Raw genomic sequence first — 18,808 nt, 5'->3', positions numbered from 1 at the left:
TTGGCCCGCCCCCCCTGTTCACAGAAAACCGGTTAATCGCCGCCGAGGTATGGCTATACCCCTCGATGGGGGCACCCAGACGCACGGGCTTTGGCGGGGTGCAGCCTTGCAGTGCAAGGCCGCTGATGACGATGAGCCAAGCTGCGCGGGTCATAAGGCGGCCTTCTTGGGGGTGAGGCTTAAGGGCGGGAATTCGCTCAGTGCGCTGGCGATGAAGGCTTCGTGTTGTGGTTTTTCCAACTGTTGGCGGCTGAGGTTCAGGTGGATGCCTGTCAGGCATCGAATCAGCGCTTCATGGCTGGTGAACCCATGTTGGGCAGGCGTGCAGTCATTTTTTTTGAGCCACTGGAGGGCTGCGCTGAGGGCGTGCAACGGCTGGACCTGCGCTGCGTTTAAGGTCAGGCCGGTCAATGCGCTGTGGTCCTGGGGGTTGATGTCCAGACCGCACAGCGAGGCCTTTTTGCCGTCGTGGTCGATCCAGTGCCAGCGGCACACCGGGCCATGGAAAGGCGCCAGTTGTTCAGGGTCGAGTTGCTCGCAAAAATGCCTGAACAGGCGCGTGTCGTAGTAGCGCAACACGCCGCTGCTGGTGCCTTTGTTCCAGGTTGCCTGGGTGGCGCCACGCAATTGCACGGCCAGTTTGTCGAAAGGCCAACGGCTGATCAGGGCCAGCACGCAAAACTGCGCGTGCACGGCGGTGAATAAGTGCGCTGTCGCTGCAATGTGCGCCTGATCCCCCAGGGCGATGCGCAGTAACACCGGCCCCTGATGAGCCAGCGCCTGTTCGGGGGTGTGCTCAAGCAGCCACTGACACTCAGGCGCCGGGCTCAGTGCCAGCAGCGGCGGTAACAGCGCCTCTGGCAGTACGGCGCCGTTAAGCAGCAGGTCCAGATGATCGATTCCGGCACTGCGGGCTTCGCCCATCAAGTGATGCAGCCATTCTTTTGCGTTCGTGGTCATGGCTTTTCCTTCCCTTCTCTTATTGTTTTGGTGACCTGAATATCAACGCGCCACTAACGCTTCGCCCTTGGCCTGCGCGGCGAGTAAACAGTCCTTGCAGACGGGCTTGGGGGGCAGTGGCGTTTGAGGGGCTGGCGAGGCCTGCGCGGTCGGGTCCTGGCCGTGCTCAAGCAAGGACGGCGTGGCCATGAGCCCGAGCATCCCCGGCAGCAACGGGGCGGCAGCCGTGCCGCTGGCCGGAGCACCGCCGATTTGAATCGGGGAGCTGCTGAATATCCCCCCGCCGCCAATGACAATGTGTTCCCCGCCCGCTTTCAGGGTGAGGCTCGCACCCGCGTCGAGAATCAGGTTGGCGCCCGCCTTGATGTGCACTTCCTGCCCGGCTTCGGCCACCAGTGCTTGCCCCACGCGGGTGTGACTGCTGACGGCGACGTGCAGATAGTCATTGGCCTTGAGCTCGACCTTGCGGTCCGCAGCCACGGTGCGATGGTCCTCGGCCTCCAGCACCACGATGTTGTTGCCAGTGATGGTTTCATGCCGCTCGTTGCCCACCTCAAGGCGGCAGTCGTGTTCGACCTTGCGTTGCATGTCGCGCTGGGCGCGCAGGTAGATCAGCTCCTGCCCCGCGCGGTCTTCAAGGTGCAATTCGTTGAACCCGGTGCTGTGGGGGGTGCTGCGGCTGCGCAATACCGTGCGGGTCTTGTTGGCCGGCAGTGGATAAGGCACCGGGTGACGGCTGTTGGCCAGGCAGCCGCTGACCACAGGCTGGTCGGGGTCGCCTTCCAGAAAAGTGACCAGCACTTCCATGCCGACCCGCGGGATCGTCACGCTGCCGTGGCTGCTGCCTGCCCAGCTAGAGGCCACGCGCAGCCAACAGCTGGACGTGTCATCCCCCTGGCTTGCACGGTCCCAATGGAACTTGACCTTGATGCGCCCATAGGCGTCGCAATAGATCTCTTCCCCCGCAGGCCCGGTCACTAACGCGGTCTGACTGCCCAGCACCCGGGGTTTGGGGTAAGCCTGTTTGGGGCGGTAAAACACATCCCACGGCGTGGCCAGGAAGGTGTTGCGGTAGCCCTGTTCGAACGCGTCCGTATCCGGTTCGAGGTCGCAGGAGGTGCTCTCTTCCAGCACTTGCGGCTGATAACCCTGGTGGTGGATTTCAGTGAGCAGCCACAGGTCGTTCCATTCTTTGCGCGGGTGCCCGGTGAGGGAGAGAAAATGCCCCGTGACCAGCGTCGGCTGATCGCTGTTGCCCTCGGCCTGAAGGTAGTCGGCGCGGTGCCGCTCAAGGGCGCGTCGGGTCAGGGGCTTACCGCGATCTTGCGTCACGAACAGACCGGGATAGTCGTAGTCCTCCAGATCGGGCTGTGGGGTCTGCACCTCGGGACGGTGGTCGGCTTCGATCACAAAACCGGATTTTTCGAAATCGTAATCGCGGCGCGTGACACGGCTGGGGCGGGCTTCAAACCGCACCTTGAACTGCCGGATAACAGGCTCATCTGCCACCATGCCACTGTCTTGTACGTAGGCCGTGGGGCGGCGCAGTCGCGGGAAGACGGTCTGATCATCGCCAAACACCAGCACATGGGACTGTTCGCCATGCTGGAAGTGGTAGTGAATGCCTTCTTCGTGGCAGAGCCGCTGAATGAAGTGCAAGTCTGATTCGTCGTACTGGACGCAGTACGCTCGCGGCGGGTAGCTGGCATTCAATTGGAACTGATAGGTATCGCCTTGAATGCCGTGTTCTTCAAGCACGCAGGCAATGATCTGCGCCACCGTGCGCTGTTGAAAGATCCGCTGGTTGGTGCGATGGCGCAGGTACGCCAGGTGGGGCACCAGCGTCAGGCTGTAGCGGGTAAAACGCTTGCCCGACTCGCCTTGTTCAATGCGATAAATCTGCCCGTGAATCCCGTTGCCATGGCGGTTGAACGCCAGAAATGCCTGCTGGTGCAGCACGCGCTCAAGGTCAAGACTGGAGCGTTCGCTGACAAGCTCCACGGTGATTGCAAAGGGGGTACTGATCGCCTCCTGCCCATGAAACTTGAGCACGCGCAGGTCATGCTTAAGCCCCTGGATGGTGAGCGTAAATTGCGTTTCGTTGGCTGGACTGAACATCCATGACTCCTCGGGTGAACACCTCAACGTTAGGAACGGCAACCTGCGTGATGAACGAGGGTTGCCTTCAGGCAGCAGGTCGGTCACAACCAACCACAGGTGAACACCCGGCCTCGGCACCGAAAAGCAGCCGACGCGCATTGGCAGACGCCTTGAAACATGCCCCGGTTTGCACGCGCGTCCCGACAGGGTGTCCCCACCCAAATGCAGTGTTCGCAGCGGCAATAATTAGCCCCTGCCGGGGGCCCGCGAGGGGCATGAAATTCGGCTCCGCCATGGAGGTTCTCCTTGCTGAAAACAGGCACTTGAGAGGCCACACAATCGCTCAAGCGCTGAATCGATTAATCAAGGTTCGTGCCAGCTTTTAGGAATTCCTTTTAAAGCAAACACATAGCGAAATCGGATTTTTGAGAGGGTGTTTTTGGGGCCAAAAACAGGGGAAAAGTGCGCAAGAAGTTGCGCAGTACTGTGCAACTTCTTGCGCACTCCTCTACAGACCAATAGGCATATTGCCTGTAGCAATGTATTCACAGGTTTATCCACAAATGAGTGCGCAACTTCTTGCGCAGTTGGCCCTTTTCAGCCACGGCGTTTCAGGGCACGTTTTGCCAAAAAAAAGGGCGGCTCATGGCCGCCCGGATCTGGAGTGAAATGACAGGTTTACAGGTGCGATTCGGCGTACTCGGCAAGTATCGAACGAGGCACCCCTTGCAGGGCAATATGAACACCGTTCGGGAAGTCTTTGAAACGCTCCGTCAGGTAAGTCAGGCCCGAACTGGTGGCCGACAGGTAAGGCGTATCAATCTGCGCCAGGTTGCCCAGGCACACCACTTTGGACCCCGCGCCCGCACGGGTGATGATGGTTTTCATCTGATGCGGGGTCAGGTTTTGACATTCGTCGATCAAGATCAGGCTTTGCTGGAAGCTGCGGCCCCGGATGTAGTTCAGGGATTTGAACTGCAACGGCACCTTGCTCAGGATGTAGTCCACGCTGCCGTGGGTGCTTTCATCGTCCATGTGCAGCGCTTCCAGGTTGTCGGTGATCGCCCCCAGCCACGGCTCCATTTTCTCGGCCTCGGTGCCGGGCAAGAAGCCGATCTCCTGGTCCAGCCCTTGCACGCTGCGGGTACAAATGATCCGCCGGTAACGCTTGCTGACCATGGTTTGCTCAATGGCTGCGGCCAGCGCGAGGATGGTTTTGCCCGAACCCGCGGCGCCCGAGAGGTTCACCAGATGGATGTCCGGATCAAGCAGGGCATACAGCGCCAGCCCCTGGTAAATGTCACGCGGCTTGAGACCCCAGGCTTCCTGATGAAGCAAGGGCTCCTGGTGCATGTCGAGAATCAGCAGGTGGTCCTTGCGCACCTCCTTGATCCAGCCCACGAAGCCCTGTTCGTCGATGATGAATTCGTTGATGTGAACCGAGGGCAGGTTTTCGATCAGTTGCACCTGGTGCCACGTGCTGCCGTGCCCCTGACGGGTTTCTACCTTGCTGACGCGGTCCCAGAACGAACCGGTCATGGTGTGATAGCCGCGTGACAGCATCGACACGTCGTCCACCAACTGATCGGTGCTGTAATCCTCGGACTCAATCCCGCAGGCCCGGGCCTTGAGGCGCATGTTGATGTCTTTGGTTACCAGCACCACCTGAATTTCGGGCGAGCGGGCGTGCAAATCAATCAACTGGTTGATGATGATGTTGTCGTTAAGGGTTTCAGGCAGCAGCGCATTGGGTTCTCTGCGCTTGTTCATCAGGATCGACAGAAAGCCTTTGGGGCCGCTTTTGCCGCGCTCGATGGGCACGCCCTTTTCAACGTCTTCGGGCGAAGCCACACCCAGCACCTGATCAATCAAACGGATGGCCTGACGGCATTCTGCTGCCACCAGTAATTTGCCGGTTTTGAGTTTGTCGAGCTCTTCGAGCACCGTCATCGGGATCGCGACGTGGTGTTCCTCGAAGTTGAGCAGGGCGTTGGGATCGTGAATCAGAACATTGGTATCGAGTACATAAAGGATTGGCTGGTTGGAGGAAGGCGTGCGTCCGTGATCATCCATACTCGGTCACCTTTGTGGGAGCCATTCGACGCAATACCTCAACAGTGCTGCGCCTCGATATGACGGCCTGATCACCTGCCCCGTGGTGTCCTGAAAGACGCCACCTGTGTGGCAGGTTTCGGCGGTCTGTCTTCGTAATACTCCAAAAAGTGTGACAAGAAAAAGTCTTTTTCGCGGCCGGGCACTATTTTTTTCAGAAAGACGAATAGCCCTTGGCGCAATGCCAAACCGCTACTAGGCTTAGTAATTACCTGAAACAGCACGGGCTCATTTCAGGACCCACATTCGCCTGTTTCGGGCACCACAACGCCTGATTCGAATCCTCCCCCCAAACGGCCGGACCGCTCTTACACACAGCAGCGAGGACGCCTACCCGCCCTTCTTTTTGGCAGCACTAAGCTTCGTTGCGCACGGGCTGATTCAGACCGGCGCCCACTTACTGCTAAAGCCAAAGGACGTTGTATGACCCCTATTTCCAAAACCCTGGAACAGATGCTGCTGGAGATTTACAAGGACGGCAGTGCGTCTATCACCGAATTCCAACAACTTCGTGACAATGCCGATGAGCGTATGGATGCGGTCATCCGCGAATTTGGCCTGCACAACAACATCACCGCCTTTCAAAAAGCGATGGATGTGGCCATGCAATTGCTGCAGTTGTCGGTCATCGACGCCAAAAAAGCCAAATTGACGGACACCGGCGAGGCCATTGTCAAAGACGCCCTCATCGCTCAAGTCGAATACCTGCGCGTTGGCAGCGACGTGGCATTGCACCTTTTGTAAGCTCACCGCCCGCCTTGACCGGCGGGCTTTGCCTGCGGCTGTTATTTGCCGAAGGCCGCACACTCCTCCCAACCAATGCCGCTCTGGGCCGTGGCTTTCATCAGCCAGGGCAACGCGGTACGCACTTTGTTTTGAGTGTCATGGAAGGCAACCACCCCATGACGCCAGAGCAACATCAGGCTCAGTACCCGCTGCGCCGATTGCTCGGCACTCAAACTGGACGCCATGTCCTGCGAATCGATATCCCACAGCGCCACACGCAGCCCTTGGGATTGAAAAAAAGGCCCGCTGTCTTCACGACGGTGCCCATACGGCGGGCGGAATAAAGGCACGTAACTGTCGGGAATGGCCCGCTTGACCAACGCTGTGCTGCGCAGGATTGAATCTTGCCAATCGTTCCAATGGCTGTGCGAACGGTACTCCCACCCCTGAACGCCAACGCACTGCCCTTTATAGAGCGCCTGCAACTGCTGCTCGGACTGCTTGTTCAACCGCGTCTGCACGCTGTTGCCCAAGACAAAAAACGTCGCGCTCAGGGATTGTTTGCGCAGGTAGTCGGTGAGCCAGTCCGTGGTGCCGGGCAGTTGGGTGGGGCCGCTGTCGAAGGACAGCATGAACAGCCGGTCATTCATCGCCTCGCCATTGAACTCATGCTCACCGTAGAGTGCGATCTCACTGCCGGTCTGCGGGAACAGCGCGGCGAGCCGTAACAGCTCGTCCAGGTAGTGACGATGAAACGTGGCGCTCGGCTCGGCCCAGTTCACGTAGAACGAGTCTTCGGCGATCTCGAACTTGCCCGCTTGCTCGCGCAGGCTGTCCATCCCGTCGACGTAATAACAGAACGATGCGTCCTGATCGCAGCTCTGCTGGGCAAGGTTGTAGTTGGCTAACAGCCGTTGCCACAGGCGCTGACGGACCGTATCAATCGCATCCATGTTGATGATTTTCAACCCCAGACGCTGACTGAGCGCAGCTTCGTCCAGCGCTTCACTGGTTAACAGGGCATGGGCGAAGGTGAGGATTTCTGCCCGCGAGGCCACATCGAACAGAGCCGGGCTGATTAACGGCTCTGGCCACGTGCTGCGATCCAGCGTTGCGGGCTCATTGGGCGCCGCCACCGTGCTCAGGCACACCAGCCAGGCCGACAAGAAAAGAGCAATACGCACGAATCAATCTCCCTGTAAAAACTGTGCGCACTATAACCTGCTGCCCAACAAATGCCTTTTGATACTCCGTCGCTGTCCTCGCATGCAGACCCTGCCAGATTCCACCCCGCCCCTTTCATCAGCGGCCTGTGCGTTCTATCGGCGTCATAGGTGGAGTCAAACCGCCCAACCCCCTAGAATCCCCCGACGCTTAAAGGAGACGACCCCATGCTGATGGTGATTTCACCCGCTAAAACCCTCGACTATGAGACGCCGCCGGCCACCCAGCGCTTTACCCAGCCGCACTACCTGGATCATTCACAGGCGTTGATCGGCCAACTGCGCGAACTGAGCCCGCAGCAGATTGGCGAGCTGATGCACCTGTCCGACAAGCTGTCCGGCCTGAATGCCGCGCGCTTCGGCAGTTGGACACCTGCTTTCACCCCTGAAAACGCCAAACAAGCGTTGCTGGCATTCAAGGGCGATGTGTACACCGGCCTCAATGCCGTGGATTTCAGCGAGGCGGATTTTGATTACGCGCAAACCCATCTGCGCATGCTTTCAGGGCTATACGGGCTGCTGCGCCCGCTGGACCTGATGATGCCGTATCGCCTGGAGATGGGCACCAAACTGGCCAACCCGCGGGGCAAAGACCTGTACGCCTTCTGGGGCACGCGCATCAGCGAGTGGCTCAACGAAGCACTGGCCGCCCAGGGCGATGATGTGCTGCTCAACCTGGCGTCCAACGAGTACTTTTCGGCGGTCAAGAAATCAGCCCTGAACGCGCGCATCATCAACACCGAATTCAAGGACCTGAAAAACGGGCAGCACAAAATCATCAGCTTTTATGCCAAAAAAGCCCGCGGCATGATGAGCCGTTTCGTGATCAAGGAACGCATCAACACCCCTGAACAGCTCAAGCAGTTCGATGCTCAGGGTTACTACTACAGCGCCGAGCAATCCAAACCGGATTCGCTGGTCTTTTTGCGCGACCACGCCCCCGAATAACCCCCGCCTTTTTGACGCTCCCCGGCCTGAACGGGGAGCTCACCTGTGCATGACCCCTCTCACACTTCACCCCTAATAGCCAAATATTTGACGCCAAAAATACGTCTTGAAATATCCATGAACTTAAATTCACTCGACAGATGTGACTTTTTTTCATAGTGGCACCTAATTTATTTATCCATAGTGGCACTTAACTATCCCCTCTGATCAACACCCTATAACTAAAGGGTAAAACCTGAAGTGCTATCAATATGGAACCAGTGCCATCATTTTTCATTTTGTTAAATTTCGTCGAAAACGGGATGAACGGCCCGGAACTATGTCCGATACCTCCGCTCATACAACCCGTAACGATTCTTACAGAGCTTGTGAGATATCACTTACACAGATAAGACCAACTCCCTGGTGTTATCGGTTGTTAAAAAGCCAAAACAAAGGTGACTGAAACATAGCTATAACCCTTTGTTTTCAAAGGCTAAAAATAAGAGAGAGCGCGGCGCCAGGCGCCCACCCAAGGCCGTCCCCATCATCTGACATGCCTTACTGATAGTGATGAGTTGCACATTAAATGTGCAACTTCCAACAACTTAAAACTTAACGATGCCTGCACCCGGCGTTACGGCTTTTATGTGCCGTAGTTCCAAGTGCGCCCACACTTTAAGTCCGGCCATTAATTGGCCTATACAAGACAGAGGTAATTGCGATGCGCATCAGCATATTTGGTTTGGGTTACGTTGGCGCCGTGTGCGCCGGTTGTTTGTCCGCCCGTGGTCACGAAGTGATCGGCGTAGATATCTCTCAGGACAAAATCGACCTGATCAACCTCGGCAAATCGCCCATCGTTGAACCGGGCCTTGGCGAGTTGCTCGCCCAGGGCATCCAGAATGGCCGTCTGCGCGGCACCACCAACTTTGCTTCGGCTATCCGCGAAAGCGACCTGTCGATGATCTGTGTCGGCACCCCGAGCAAGAAAAACGGCGACCTGGAGCTCAATTACATCGAAGCCGTGTGCCGCGAAATCGGTGCCGTGCTGCGCGACAAGACATCGCGCCACACCATCGTGGTACGCAGCACCGTGCTGCCGGGCACCGTGAAAAATGTGGTCATCCCGATCCTCGAAGAGTGCTCGGGTAAAAAGGCCGGCGTCGACTTCGGCGTCGCGGTCAACCCGGAATTCCTGCGCGAAAGCACCGCGATTGCCGACTACGACCAGCCGCCAATGACTGTTATCGGCGAGTTCGATAAAGCCTCCGGTGACGTGCTGCAATCGCTGTACGAAGAACTCGACGCCCCGATCATCCGCAAGGACATCGAAGTCGCCGAGATGATCAAGTACACCTGCAACGTGTGGCACGCCACCAAAGTCACCTTCGCCAACGAAATCGGCAACATCGCCAAAGCTGTCGGCGTCGATGGCCGCGAAGTGATGGACGTGGTGTGTCAGGACAAAACCCTGAACCTGTCGCAGTACTACATGCGTCCGGGTTTTGCGTTCGGCGGCTCGTGCCTGCCAAAAGACGTGCGCGCCCTGACCTACCGTGCCAGCTCGCTGGACGTGGAAGCGCCGCTGCTCAACTCGCTGATGCGCAGCAACGTGTCGCAAGTGCAAAACGCATTCGACATCGTCGCCAGCCACGACAAGCGCAAAGTTGCCCTGCTGGGCCTGAGCTTCAAGGCCGGTACTGACGACCTGCGCGAAAGCCCACTGGTGGAACTGGCCGAAATGCTGATCGGCAAGGGCTTTGACCTGAGCATCTACGACACCAACGTCGAATACGCCCGCGTCCACGGTTCGAACAAAGACTACATCGAATCCAAAATCCCCCACGTGTCGTCCCTGCTCAACTCGGACTTCGACTCCGTAATCAACAACAGCGACGTGATCATCCTGGGCAACCGCGATGAGAAGTTCCGTGCGCTGGCCGAAACCGCGCCACAGGGCAAACAGGTCATCGACCTGGTGGGCTTCATGTCCAAAGCCACCTGCACCGTCGGCCGTACCGAAGGCATTTGCTGGTAACAACAGCGCTGTAGCCGCTGACGAGTGAAACGGGCTGCGATCTTTGACACTTCGAACGATCGCAGCCTGCGCCAGCGACTACACGCTCTGCGCATCACAGCCTCCATGCTCAAACGGAACCTCATTATGCTCAGGCTAAAACACGGCCTTCTCCAAGCCGCCGGTTGGCTGTTTTACCTCACGCTGTTGATGGGCCTCGCGCTGGCGTTGCCGACATCGACCTTCGACTCCGAGTCGAAAAACTTTATTTTCCTGATTGGCGCCGTGGGTATCTGGCGCTATTCAATGGGTGCCACGCACTTCCTGCGCGGCATGCTGTTTTTATATGTGGTGTATCCGCACCTGCGACGCAAAGTGCGCAAGCTGGGCAAAGCGGCAGACCCGTCCCATGTGTTTTTGATGGTAACCAGCTTTCGTATCGACGCGCTGACCACCGCGCAGGTCTACAGCTCGGTCATTCGCGAAGCCATCGAATGCGGCCTGCCGACCACAGTGGTGTGCTCGCTGGTGGAAATGTCCGACGAGCTGCTGGTCAAGAGCATGTGGGAGCGCCTTAACCCGCCAGAGCGCGTCAAACTCGACTTCGTACGCATTGCCGGTACCGGCAAGCGCGACGGCCTGGCCTTTGGTTTTCGCGCCATCTCGCGGCACATGCCGGACAGCCGTGCCGTGGTGGCCGTGATCGACGGCGACACCGTGCTCGCCCCCGGCGTCGTGCGCAAAACCGTGCCGTGGTTCCAGTTGTTCGGCAATGTCGGCGGCCTGACCACCAACGAGTTCTGCGAAGTGCGCGGCGGTTACATCATGAGTGAATGGCACAAGCTGCGCTTCGCCCAGCGCCACATCAACATGTGCTCGATGGCCCTGTCCAAACGCGTGCTGACCATGACCGGGCGGATGTCGGTCTTTCGCGCCAACGTGGTCACTGACCCGGACTTTATTGCCGACGTAGAAAGCGACTCGTTGCAGCACTGGCGTCTGGGCCGTTTCAAGTTTTTGACCGGCGACGACAAGTCCAGCTGGTTCAGCCTGATGCGCCTGGGCTACGACACGTTCTACGTGCCGGACGCGGCCATTCACACCGTTGAACACCCGCCGGAAAAGAGCTTCATCAAGGCCAGCCGCAAACTGATGTTCCGCTGGTACGGCAACAACCTGCGGCAGAACGCCCGGGCACTGGGGCTGGGCGTCAAGCGCCTCGGCCTGTTCACCAGTGTGGTGCTGTTCGACCAGCGCATTTCGATGTGGACCTCGTTGCTCGGCCTGACCGTCGCGCTGATTGCCAGCGCCAAATACGGCATCACGTTCCTCATCGCCTACCTGCTGTGGATCGGCATCACGCGCCTGATTTTGACCCTGTTGCTGGCCTGCTCCGGGCACAGCATCGGCCCGGCTTACCCGCTGATTCTTTATTACAACCAGATTGTGGGTGCGCTGGTGAAGATCTACGTGTTCTTCCGCCTCGACCAACAATCCTGGACCCGTCAGGACACCAAATTGACCCGTGATCTGGCCAGCTTTCAACGTTGGTTCAACACCTGGTCGTCTCGGACCATGACCTTCTCGGCCGCCAGCATCTTTGTTGCCGTGCTGCTGACGATGGTCTGACCCGACCCGATCGAATTAACCAGGAACAAGACCTTATGAACACTCAAGTAAACACCAACGTTGTCCACGAATCCGAAGCCCAGCGTCAGCACGCACGGGTCAAAATCCCGGCCAAGCTGCGCTTTTTCGGCAAAGACCGCACACCGATGGAAGTCAGCATCATTGACCTGTCGGCCGGAGGCCTGAGCTTTTACGCCGCCAACCAATCCTTGGCCGTTGGCGAAGTGCACAAAGGCCGCTTGCAGTTTGTGATCGACAACCTGGGGTTGGCGATGGACGTGGAGCTGCTGGTACGCAACGTTGACCGCCAGAGCGGACGCGTCGGTTGCCAGTTCCAGAACCTCGATCAACAGGACATCTCCACCTTGCGTCACCTCATCACCTCGCACCTGAGCGGCGATATCGTGACCATGGGCGAAGTGCTCGCCACCTTGCAGCGCGACAACTTCACCAAGGCGCGCAAGGTCAAGGATGGCGGCAGCGGCATGACCCCGTTCGGTCGCATGAAAGCCGTGGTGCTGAGTGCCGGCGTATTTGTCGTCGGGCTGGTGGCATTCGGTTTTATCGTCAAATCGGTGTACGGCGTGTACTTCGTCACCCACGCCCAGTCGGCGCTGGTCAGCGTCCCCGGCCTGAACATCACCATGCCCCGCGACGGCACCGTGCAAAGCCTGGTCAAAGACGACAACCTGGCGGCCAATGGCGCGCCAATTGCGACCTTCAGCACCAGCATGCTCGACGTGCTCAAAGGCCATCTGGACGAAAACCAGTTGCAGCCGGCCAATATCGAAACCCTGTTTGGCAAGCAAATGACCGGCACCCTGACCTCGCCGTGTGATTGCGTGGTGGCCGAGCAAGTGGTTGCCAATGGCCAATACGCCAGCAAAGGCGACGTGATTTTCAAACTGGTGCCGCGCACCAGCGAAGCCAACATTGCCGCTCGCTTCAGCTATCGCCAGTTTGGCGACGTGTTGCCGGGTGCCCGCGTGAACTTCCAGGTGGCGGGTGAAGACTACCAGCGCACCGGCAAAATCATCAGCAGCACCAGCTTGAACAGCGATGACCTGTCATCCGACATCCGCGTACAGATCAAGCCCGATGCCCCGCTGGACAGCGCCCTGGCCGGTCGCCCGGTTGAAGTGCGCAGTGACCGCGGTCCGTCGATGGACTGGCTGATCAGCAAAGCCTCGGCAGCAGGTCTGTAATCATGAAGAACGCCTTCCCTACGCTTTGCCTGCTGACCCTGGCCCTCGCCGGCTGCTCCGGCCTGCCCGATCAGCGTCTGGCCAATGAAGCACTGAAAAATGGCGACGCGGCCACTGCCCAGCGCAACTATCAGGCGCTGGCGGACTTGGGTTACACCGAGGCGCAGGTCGGTCTGGCCGATATCTGGATGGAAAGCCGCGACGCCGAGCAGCTGAAAAAAGCCGAAGCCACTTACCGCGAGGCGGCCAAAACGTCGCCCCGCGCTCAGGCTCGTCTGGGTCGTTTGCTGGCGGCCAAACCCGGCGCCAGCGAGGCCGAGTTGCACGAGGCGCAAGCGCTGCTGCAACAAGCGTTTGCCAGTGGCGACGCCAGCAGCCTAACGCCGTTGGCAATGCTGTATTTGCAGCACCCGCAGAGCTTCCCCCGGATCGACGCCCAGCAGCAGATCAGCCAGTGGCGCGCCGAAGGCTACCCGCAGGCCGGGCTGGCCCAAGTGGCGCTGTACCGCATCGAAGGCACTTACGACCAGCACCTGGATGAAGTCGAGTCCATCTGTCGCCAAGCCTTGTCCGCCAACGACGGTTGTTACGTCGAGCTGGCCACGGTCTACCAGAAACAAGGCAACACCGAGCAACAGGCCGCGCTGATTTCGCAACTGCAAAGCGCTTACAACCGGGGCACCGCCTCGGCGCAAAAAGTCGATGGCGTGGCCCGTGTGCTGGCCGATGCGAACCTGGGCACACCCGACCCGCAGACGGCCCGTTCACTGTTGGAAAACATTGCCCCGGCCTACCCCGCTGCATGGGTCAGCCTTGCGCAATTGCTGTACGACTTCCCCGATCAGGGCGACGTCGCTCAGTTGCAGGAATACCTGGACAACGGCCGCGCCGCCGATCAGCCCCGCGCCGAACTGTTGCTGGGCAAGCTGTATTACGACGGCAAATGGCTAACCCCGGATGCGCAGCAAGCTGAAGCGCATTTCCAGCGCGCCGTGGACAAAGAAGTCGCCGCCGATTACTACCTCGGCCAGCTTTACCGTCGCGGCTATCTGGGGCAGGTGTACCCGCAAAAAGCCCTCGACCATTTGCTCAAAGCGGCACGTAACGGCCAGAACAGCGCGGACTTCGCCATCGCCCAGCTGTTCTCCCAGGGCAAGGGCACGCAGCCCAACGCCATGAACGCCTATGTGTTCAGCCAGTTGGCCAAGCTGCAAAACACCCCGCAAGCCAATGAACTGGCGGCCCAACTCGACGAGCAACTGCCCGCCGATCAACGCGCCGCGGCTCAGCGCCTGCTGCAAAAAGAACACGCCTTGCGCGCCACCCTGAGCCAGAACGCTCTGGCGGTGCAGACGCTGGCCGAAGAAAACGGCGAGGAAGCCCTATGACCCTGAATCCTTTCGTAAAAGCCGGGATCGGCCTGACCTTCGCCCTGCTGTGGTCATGCCCGACCCTGGCGGCGCTGACCGATGAAAAAAACTTCGGCCTGGAAACCAAGATCACCGCGCAATCGGAAGACGACCGCGACCTCGGCACCCGCAGTGGCGGCGACGTCAACGGCATCGGCCTTGACCTGCGCCCCTGGGTGTACGGTGAACGCGGCAACTGGAGTGCGTACGCCATGGGCCAGGCGGTGACGTCCAGCGACATCATCGAAACCGACACCCTGCAACAATCGGACACCGAACAAAACAGCAGCAGCGATGCGCGCAAACAGGACAAAAGCTACCTGGCCCTGCGCGAATTCTGGGTCGGCTACAAAGGCTTCACCGCCTACCCCGGCGAACAGCTCAAGTTGGGTCGCCAGCGTCTGCGCAATGACGACGGCACATGGCGCGACACCAATATCGAAGCGCTGGCCTGGACGTTTGACACCACCTTGCTCAAGGCCAACCTCGGCGCTGCCGAACGCTTCAGCGAATACCGCACCGACCTGACCGAACTGGCCCCGCAAGACAAAGACCGCCTGCACCTGTTCGGTGATATTTCGGCGCAGTGGACGCCCGGCCAATGGGTCGGCCTGCGCGCCCATCACACCCATGACGATGGTTCGCTCAAGCATCAGGGTGAAGAAGTCGACGCACTGGACAAAACCCAGAACGGCGACCTGACCTGGCTCGGCCTCGAAGCCAACAGCGACGCCTACAACTACCGCAACACCCACACGGTGAATTACTGGGCCAGCGTCACCGGCATGAGCGGCAAGCGCGACAAGCTCGCCACCTCCACCGTGGACGGCCGCAACCTTGCTGGCACCAAAGCCAGTGACGACGTGGATGGCTGGGCCACCGACCTGGGGGTTCGCCTGCGTCTGGACCCGAACTGGCAAGTGGGTGCCGCCTACTCGCGCGCCAGCGCCAACTACCAGCAGACCGGTCTGGAGAGCAACCGCTCCAACTTCACCGGTACACGCTCGCGGGTTCACCGCTTTGGTGAAGCGTTCCGGGGCGAAATGCAGAACATCCAGAGCGCCAGCCTGTTCGGTTCGTGGCAATTGCGCGACGAATACGACGCCTCGCTGGTCTACCACAAATTCTGGCGGGTCGACGGCAACAAGCCGATCGGTGCCAGCGGTATCAATGCCGTGCAGAACAACGAAGACCCGACAGACGCCCTGCTGGCCAGCACCGCGCTGCCGATGATGGACGGCAAAAAAGACCTCGGTCAGGAAATGGACCTGGTGGTGACCAAGTACTTCAAGCAAGGCCTGTTACCTGCCGCGTTGAGCCAGTCCATCGATGAACCTTCGGCGCTGGTGCGCTTTCGCGGCGGCGTGTTCAAGCCGGGCGATGCGTACGGCAAAGGGGTGGATTCGTACATGCACCGCGCGTTCGTTGACGTGATCTGGCGCTTTTGATGACAACGCCAACGGGAGTGCGTGACATGAATCATCCTGCTTATATCGGCGCGATCAGCCTGCTGGCCGGCGCTCTGCTGCTGGCCAGTACCACTACGTTTGCCACTGTCGAGCCGGTCAAACCGACCGTGGCCAAAGAGCTGCAACACGCCAAAACCTACACCGTCAGCACCGCGCCCGTCGCACCGCTGAATATCCCGAAACCGGCATTGCCCGACCTCTCGGGTTACACCGCCGAAGCGGCTGCGGCCAAAATCGTGCGCAGCACCGCCGGTAAAGTCAGCGTGCGCCGCATGATGCAAGAAGACGCGCTGAAAGACTTCATCGGCGGCGACAACAAAATGGCCGAGTGGGTGGTGCGCCAGGGCGGCATTCCGCAGGCGATTTTCATCGATGACGGCTACGTGAACCTCAAGGATCTGGCCAAACGCGTGCCCAAGCAGTACTTCAGCGAGACCGCACCGGGTGTGTACCTGGCGCGCTTGCCGATTGTGGTCGGGCACAAGGGCATTCTGGAAATCGACAACAGCACCCAAGAGCTGCGCCTGTCCCAGGAAGCGGGTTCATTTCTGGTCAACGACGGCCAGTTGTTCGTGCGCGACACCCAGGTCACCGGCTGGCGCGAAAAAGCCAATGGTCCCGCGACCTTTCGCGATGCCAAGGAATTTCGCCCGTTCCTGCTGTCCTGGGGCGGCACCGAGACTTACATCATCAACACCAAAATGGCGAGTTTCGGCTACGCCAACAGTAAGTCGTACGGGGTGAGTATTTCCCAGTACACGCCCAACATGGCCAAGGTCATCAAGCGCGACGAGCCCACCGGCTGGATTATCGGCTCCGAGTTCTCGGACATGTGGTACGGCTTCTATTGCTACGAAACCCGCGACTTCGTGGTCAAGGGCAACACCTACCGCGACAACGTCGTCTACGGCATCGACCCCCATGACCGCTCCCACGGGCTGATCATTGCCCAGAACGATGTGTTCGGCACCCAGCGCAAGCACGGGATCATCATTTCCCGCGAGGTGAACGACAGCTTCATCTTCAACAACCGCAGCCACGACAACAAACTGTCAGGGCTGGTGATCGACCGTAACAGCGTGAACAACCTGATCGCCGACAACGAGATTTTCCAGAACCACACCGACGGCATCACCCTCTACGAGAGCGGCGATAACCTGCTGTGGGGCAACAAAGTCATCAACAACCGCCGTCACGGCATCCGCGTGCGTAACAGCGTCAACATCCGCCTGTACGAAAACATCGCCATGGCCAATGGCCTGACCGGCGTGTACGGGCACATCAAGGACCTGACCGACACCGACCGCGACATCGACCTCGACCCGTTCGACGCCGAAGTGTCGCTGATCATGGTGGGCGGCGAGTTGGCCGGCAATGGCAGCGGACCGTTGGCCATTGATTCGCCGCTGAGCATCGAGCTGTACCGGGTGTCGATGCTGGCACCGACCAAATCCAGCGGCATCAGCTTCAACGGCATTTTGGGTGAGCGTCAGGACGAAATTCTCGACCTGATGGTGCGCCAGCAAAAAGCCGTGTTGATCGACCCCGTTGAACGCCAGACCGAATTGCGCAACTGAGGATGACTGTTATGCCCCTCCATCTGATCAAGATTTTGAGCCTGTCGGGCCTGACTGCCGCCATCCTCGGCGCAGCCGCCGGTGTGCAGGCCGAAGAGGTTCAGGCGCCCGCCTTCACGGCCGAGGCGTGCTGCAACCTGTGCCCTGCCGCCCACGATGCGAAAAACTACACCACGCGCTATCAGCAGAACTTCACCACGCTGGTTCAGGCCCAGGGCGACTGGCTGTTCCGTACCCAGGAAGACCTGCGCACCGAGTTCGACACCACACCGGCCGGTTACAAACGCATGCAACAGCTGCACGACGCCTTCAAGAGCAAGGGCGTGGAGCTGGTGGTGGTGTATCAACCGACCCGCGGGCTGGTCAATCGCAACAAATTGATGCCGGCCGAGCGCGATTCATTCGACTACGACACCGCGCTGAAAAACTACCAGGCCATGCTCGGGCGCTTCGCCAAAATGGGCTATTACGTGCCTGACCTGTCGCCCCTGACCAATGAGCAACAAGCCCACGACTTTTACTTCCGCGGTGACCAGCACTGGACGCCGTACGGGGCCGAGCGCACGGCAAAAATCGTGGCCGACACCGTGAAAAAAATCCCCGGCTTTGCCGACATTCCGCAACGTGAATTCGAAACCAAAATCACCGGGCGCATGGGCAAGACCGGCACCCTGCACAACATGGCCGGGCAGCTCTGCGGCACCAGTTATGCCGTGCAGTACATGGACCAGTTCAGTACCGAACCCAAAGGCGAAGCGGCGGACGGCGACTTGTTCAGCGACGATGCCAACCCGCAAATTACCCTGGTGGGCACCAGCCACAGCGGCAAGAACTACAACTTTGCCGGGTTCCTGGAGCAATACATCGGCGCCGACGTGCTGAACGTGGCCTTCCCCGGCGGTGGCCTGGAAGGGTCGATGTTGCAGTACCTGGGCAGTGACGAGTTTCAGAAAACCCCGCCCAAGGTGCTGATTTGGGAGTTTTCGCCGCTGTATCGCCTGGATCAGGAAACCATCTACCGCCAGATGATGGCCCTGCTCGACAACGGTTGCGAAGGCAAACCGGCGTTGATGAGCAGCAGCGCCACCCTCAAGCCGGGCAAGAACCAGATGCTGGTCAACAGCACCAACAAAGACCTGCGCAACGCCAACCACCAAATCGACATCCGCTTCGCCGACCCGTCGGTGAAAACCCTGCAAGCCACGCTCTGGTACATGAACGGTCGCCATGAAGATCTGAAGATCGACAAACCGACCACATCCGACACAGACGGGCGTTTCGCCTTTGAACTGCGTACCGATGAAGACTGGGCCAGCCAGAACCTGCTGGCCATTGAGATTCAGGGCCCGGAAGACGCGGGCGACGCACAGAAAGTCGACGCCAAAATCTGCAAACGCAACGTTTTCTCCCACTCTGCGCCGTTGAACGCGCAGGCCGGACGATGAGGTTTC

The 18,808-nt window shown here is 59.2% G+C and carries 13 protein-coding genes; 9 read left to right on the top strand and 4 right to left on the bottom strand.

Annotated features, from left to right (window positions below):
• Positions 1–150: 150 nt before the first annotated feature.
• From V6F78_RS19320 to V6F78_RS19310, 3 genes are all read right to left on the bottom strand, one after another.
• Complete coding sequence (locus V6F78_RS19320; protein WP_047292381.1) at positions 151–960, bottom strand: DUF4123 domain-containing protein; 810 nt, start codon at positions 958–960, stop codon at positions 151–153.
• 42 nt (positions 961–1,002) lie between these two features.
• Entirely contained in the window at positions 1,003–3,078 is a 2,076-nt protein-coding gene (locus V6F78_RS19315; RefSeq protein WP_332728015.1) for a type VI secretion system Vgr family protein, read from the bottom strand.
• A gap of 660 nt (positions 3,079–3,738) precedes the next feature.
• Complete coding sequence (locus V6F78_RS19310; protein WP_047273446.1) at positions 3,739–5,133, bottom strand: PhoH family protein; 1,395 nt, start codon at positions 5,131–5,133, stop codon at positions 3,739–3,741.
• A 462-nt stretch (positions 5,134–5,595) separates the two neighbouring features.
• Between V6F78_RS19310 and V6F78_RS19305 the strand changes: the two genes are divergently transcribed.
• Positions 5,596–5,916, top strand: coding sequence for a hypothetical protein (locus V6F78_RS19305; RefSeq protein ID WP_047292376.1), 321 nt, complete (start codon positions 5,596–5,598; stop codon positions 5,914–5,916).
• A gap of 41 nt (positions 5,917–5,957) precedes the next feature.
• Here V6F78_RS19305 and V6F78_RS19300 read toward each other — a convergent pair whose 3' ends face one another.
• Positions 5,958–7,082: a polysaccharide deacetylase family protein gene (locus tag V6F78_RS19300; protein WP_047292374.1), complete on the bottom strand. Its 1,125-nt coding sequence runs from the start codon at positions 7,080–7,082 to the stop codon at positions 5,958–5,960.
• A gap of 207 nt (positions 7,083–7,289) precedes the next feature.
• Here V6F78_RS19300 and yaaA point away from each other — a divergent pair, with 207 nt between their 5' ends.
• The 8 genes from yaaA (at position 7,290) to V6F78_RS19260 (ending at position 18,802) form a co-directional block, all read left to right on the top strand.
• Positions 7,290–8,069 (top strand): peroxide stress protein YaaA, encoded by a 780-nt coding sequence (yaaA, locus tag V6F78_RS19295; protein ID WP_047273443.1) that lies wholly within the window; start codon positions 7,290–7,292, stop codon positions 8,067–8,069.
• Between the two features lie 703 nt (positions 8,070–8,772).
• Positions 8,773–10,089, top strand: coding sequence for a nucleotide sugar dehydrogenase (locus V6F78_RS19290; protein ID WP_047273442.1), 1,317 nt, complete (start codon positions 8,773–8,775; stop codon positions 10,087–10,089).
• 126 nt (positions 10,090–10,215) lie between these two features.
• Complete coding sequence (alg8, locus tag V6F78_RS19285; RefSeq protein ID WP_047273441.1) at positions 10,216–11,697, top strand: mannuronan synthase; 1,482 nt, start codon at positions 10,216–10,218, stop codon at positions 11,695–11,697.
• A 35-nt stretch (positions 11,698–11,732) separates the two neighbouring features.
• Positions 11,733–12,902: an alginate biosynthesis protein Alg44 gene (locus tag V6F78_RS19280; RefSeq protein ID WP_047273440.1), complete on the top strand. Its 1,170-nt coding sequence runs from the start codon at positions 11,733–11,735 to the stop codon at positions 12,900–12,902.
• A gap of 2 nt (positions 12,903–12,904) precedes the next feature.
• On the top strand, positions 12,905–14,290 hold the full coding sequence (algK, locus tag V6F78_RS19275; protein WP_332728014.1) for an alginate biosynthesis TPR repeat lipoprotein AlgK: 1,386 nt from the start codon (positions 12,905–12,907) through the stop codon (positions 14,288–14,290).
• Entirely contained in the window at positions 14,287–15,759 is a 1,473-nt protein-coding gene (locus tag V6F78_RS19270; protein ID WP_193076974.1) for an alginate export family protein, read from the top strand. Before algK ends, V6F78_RS19270 begins: the two co-directional genes overlap by 4 nt.
• A gap of 26 nt (positions 15,760–15,785) precedes the next feature.
• A complete protein-coding gene (gene algG / locus V6F78_RS19265; protein ID WP_047292368.1) occupies positions 15,786–17,357 on the top strand; it encodes a mannuronan 5-epimerase AlgG in 1,572 nt (523 codons plus the stop codon).
• An 11-nt stretch (positions 17,358–17,368) separates the two neighbouring features.
• Positions 17,369–18,802, top strand: a complete 1,434-nt coding sequence (locus tag V6F78_RS19260; RefSeq protein WP_048375618.1) for an alginate O-acetyltransferase — start codon at positions 17,369–17,371, stop codon at positions 18,800–18,802.
• Positions 18,803–18,808: the final 6 nt, after the last annotated feature.

Source organism: Pseudomonas sp. ESBL9 (genome assembly GCF_036668715.1).
Lineage (GTDB): Bacteria > Pseudomonadota > Gammaproteobacteria > Pseudomonadales > Pseudomonadaceae > Aquipseudomonas > Aquipseudomonas lundensis.
Note: the sequence above shows the minus strand (reverse complement) of the source record. Positions and strands in the feature narration are given on the sequence as shown.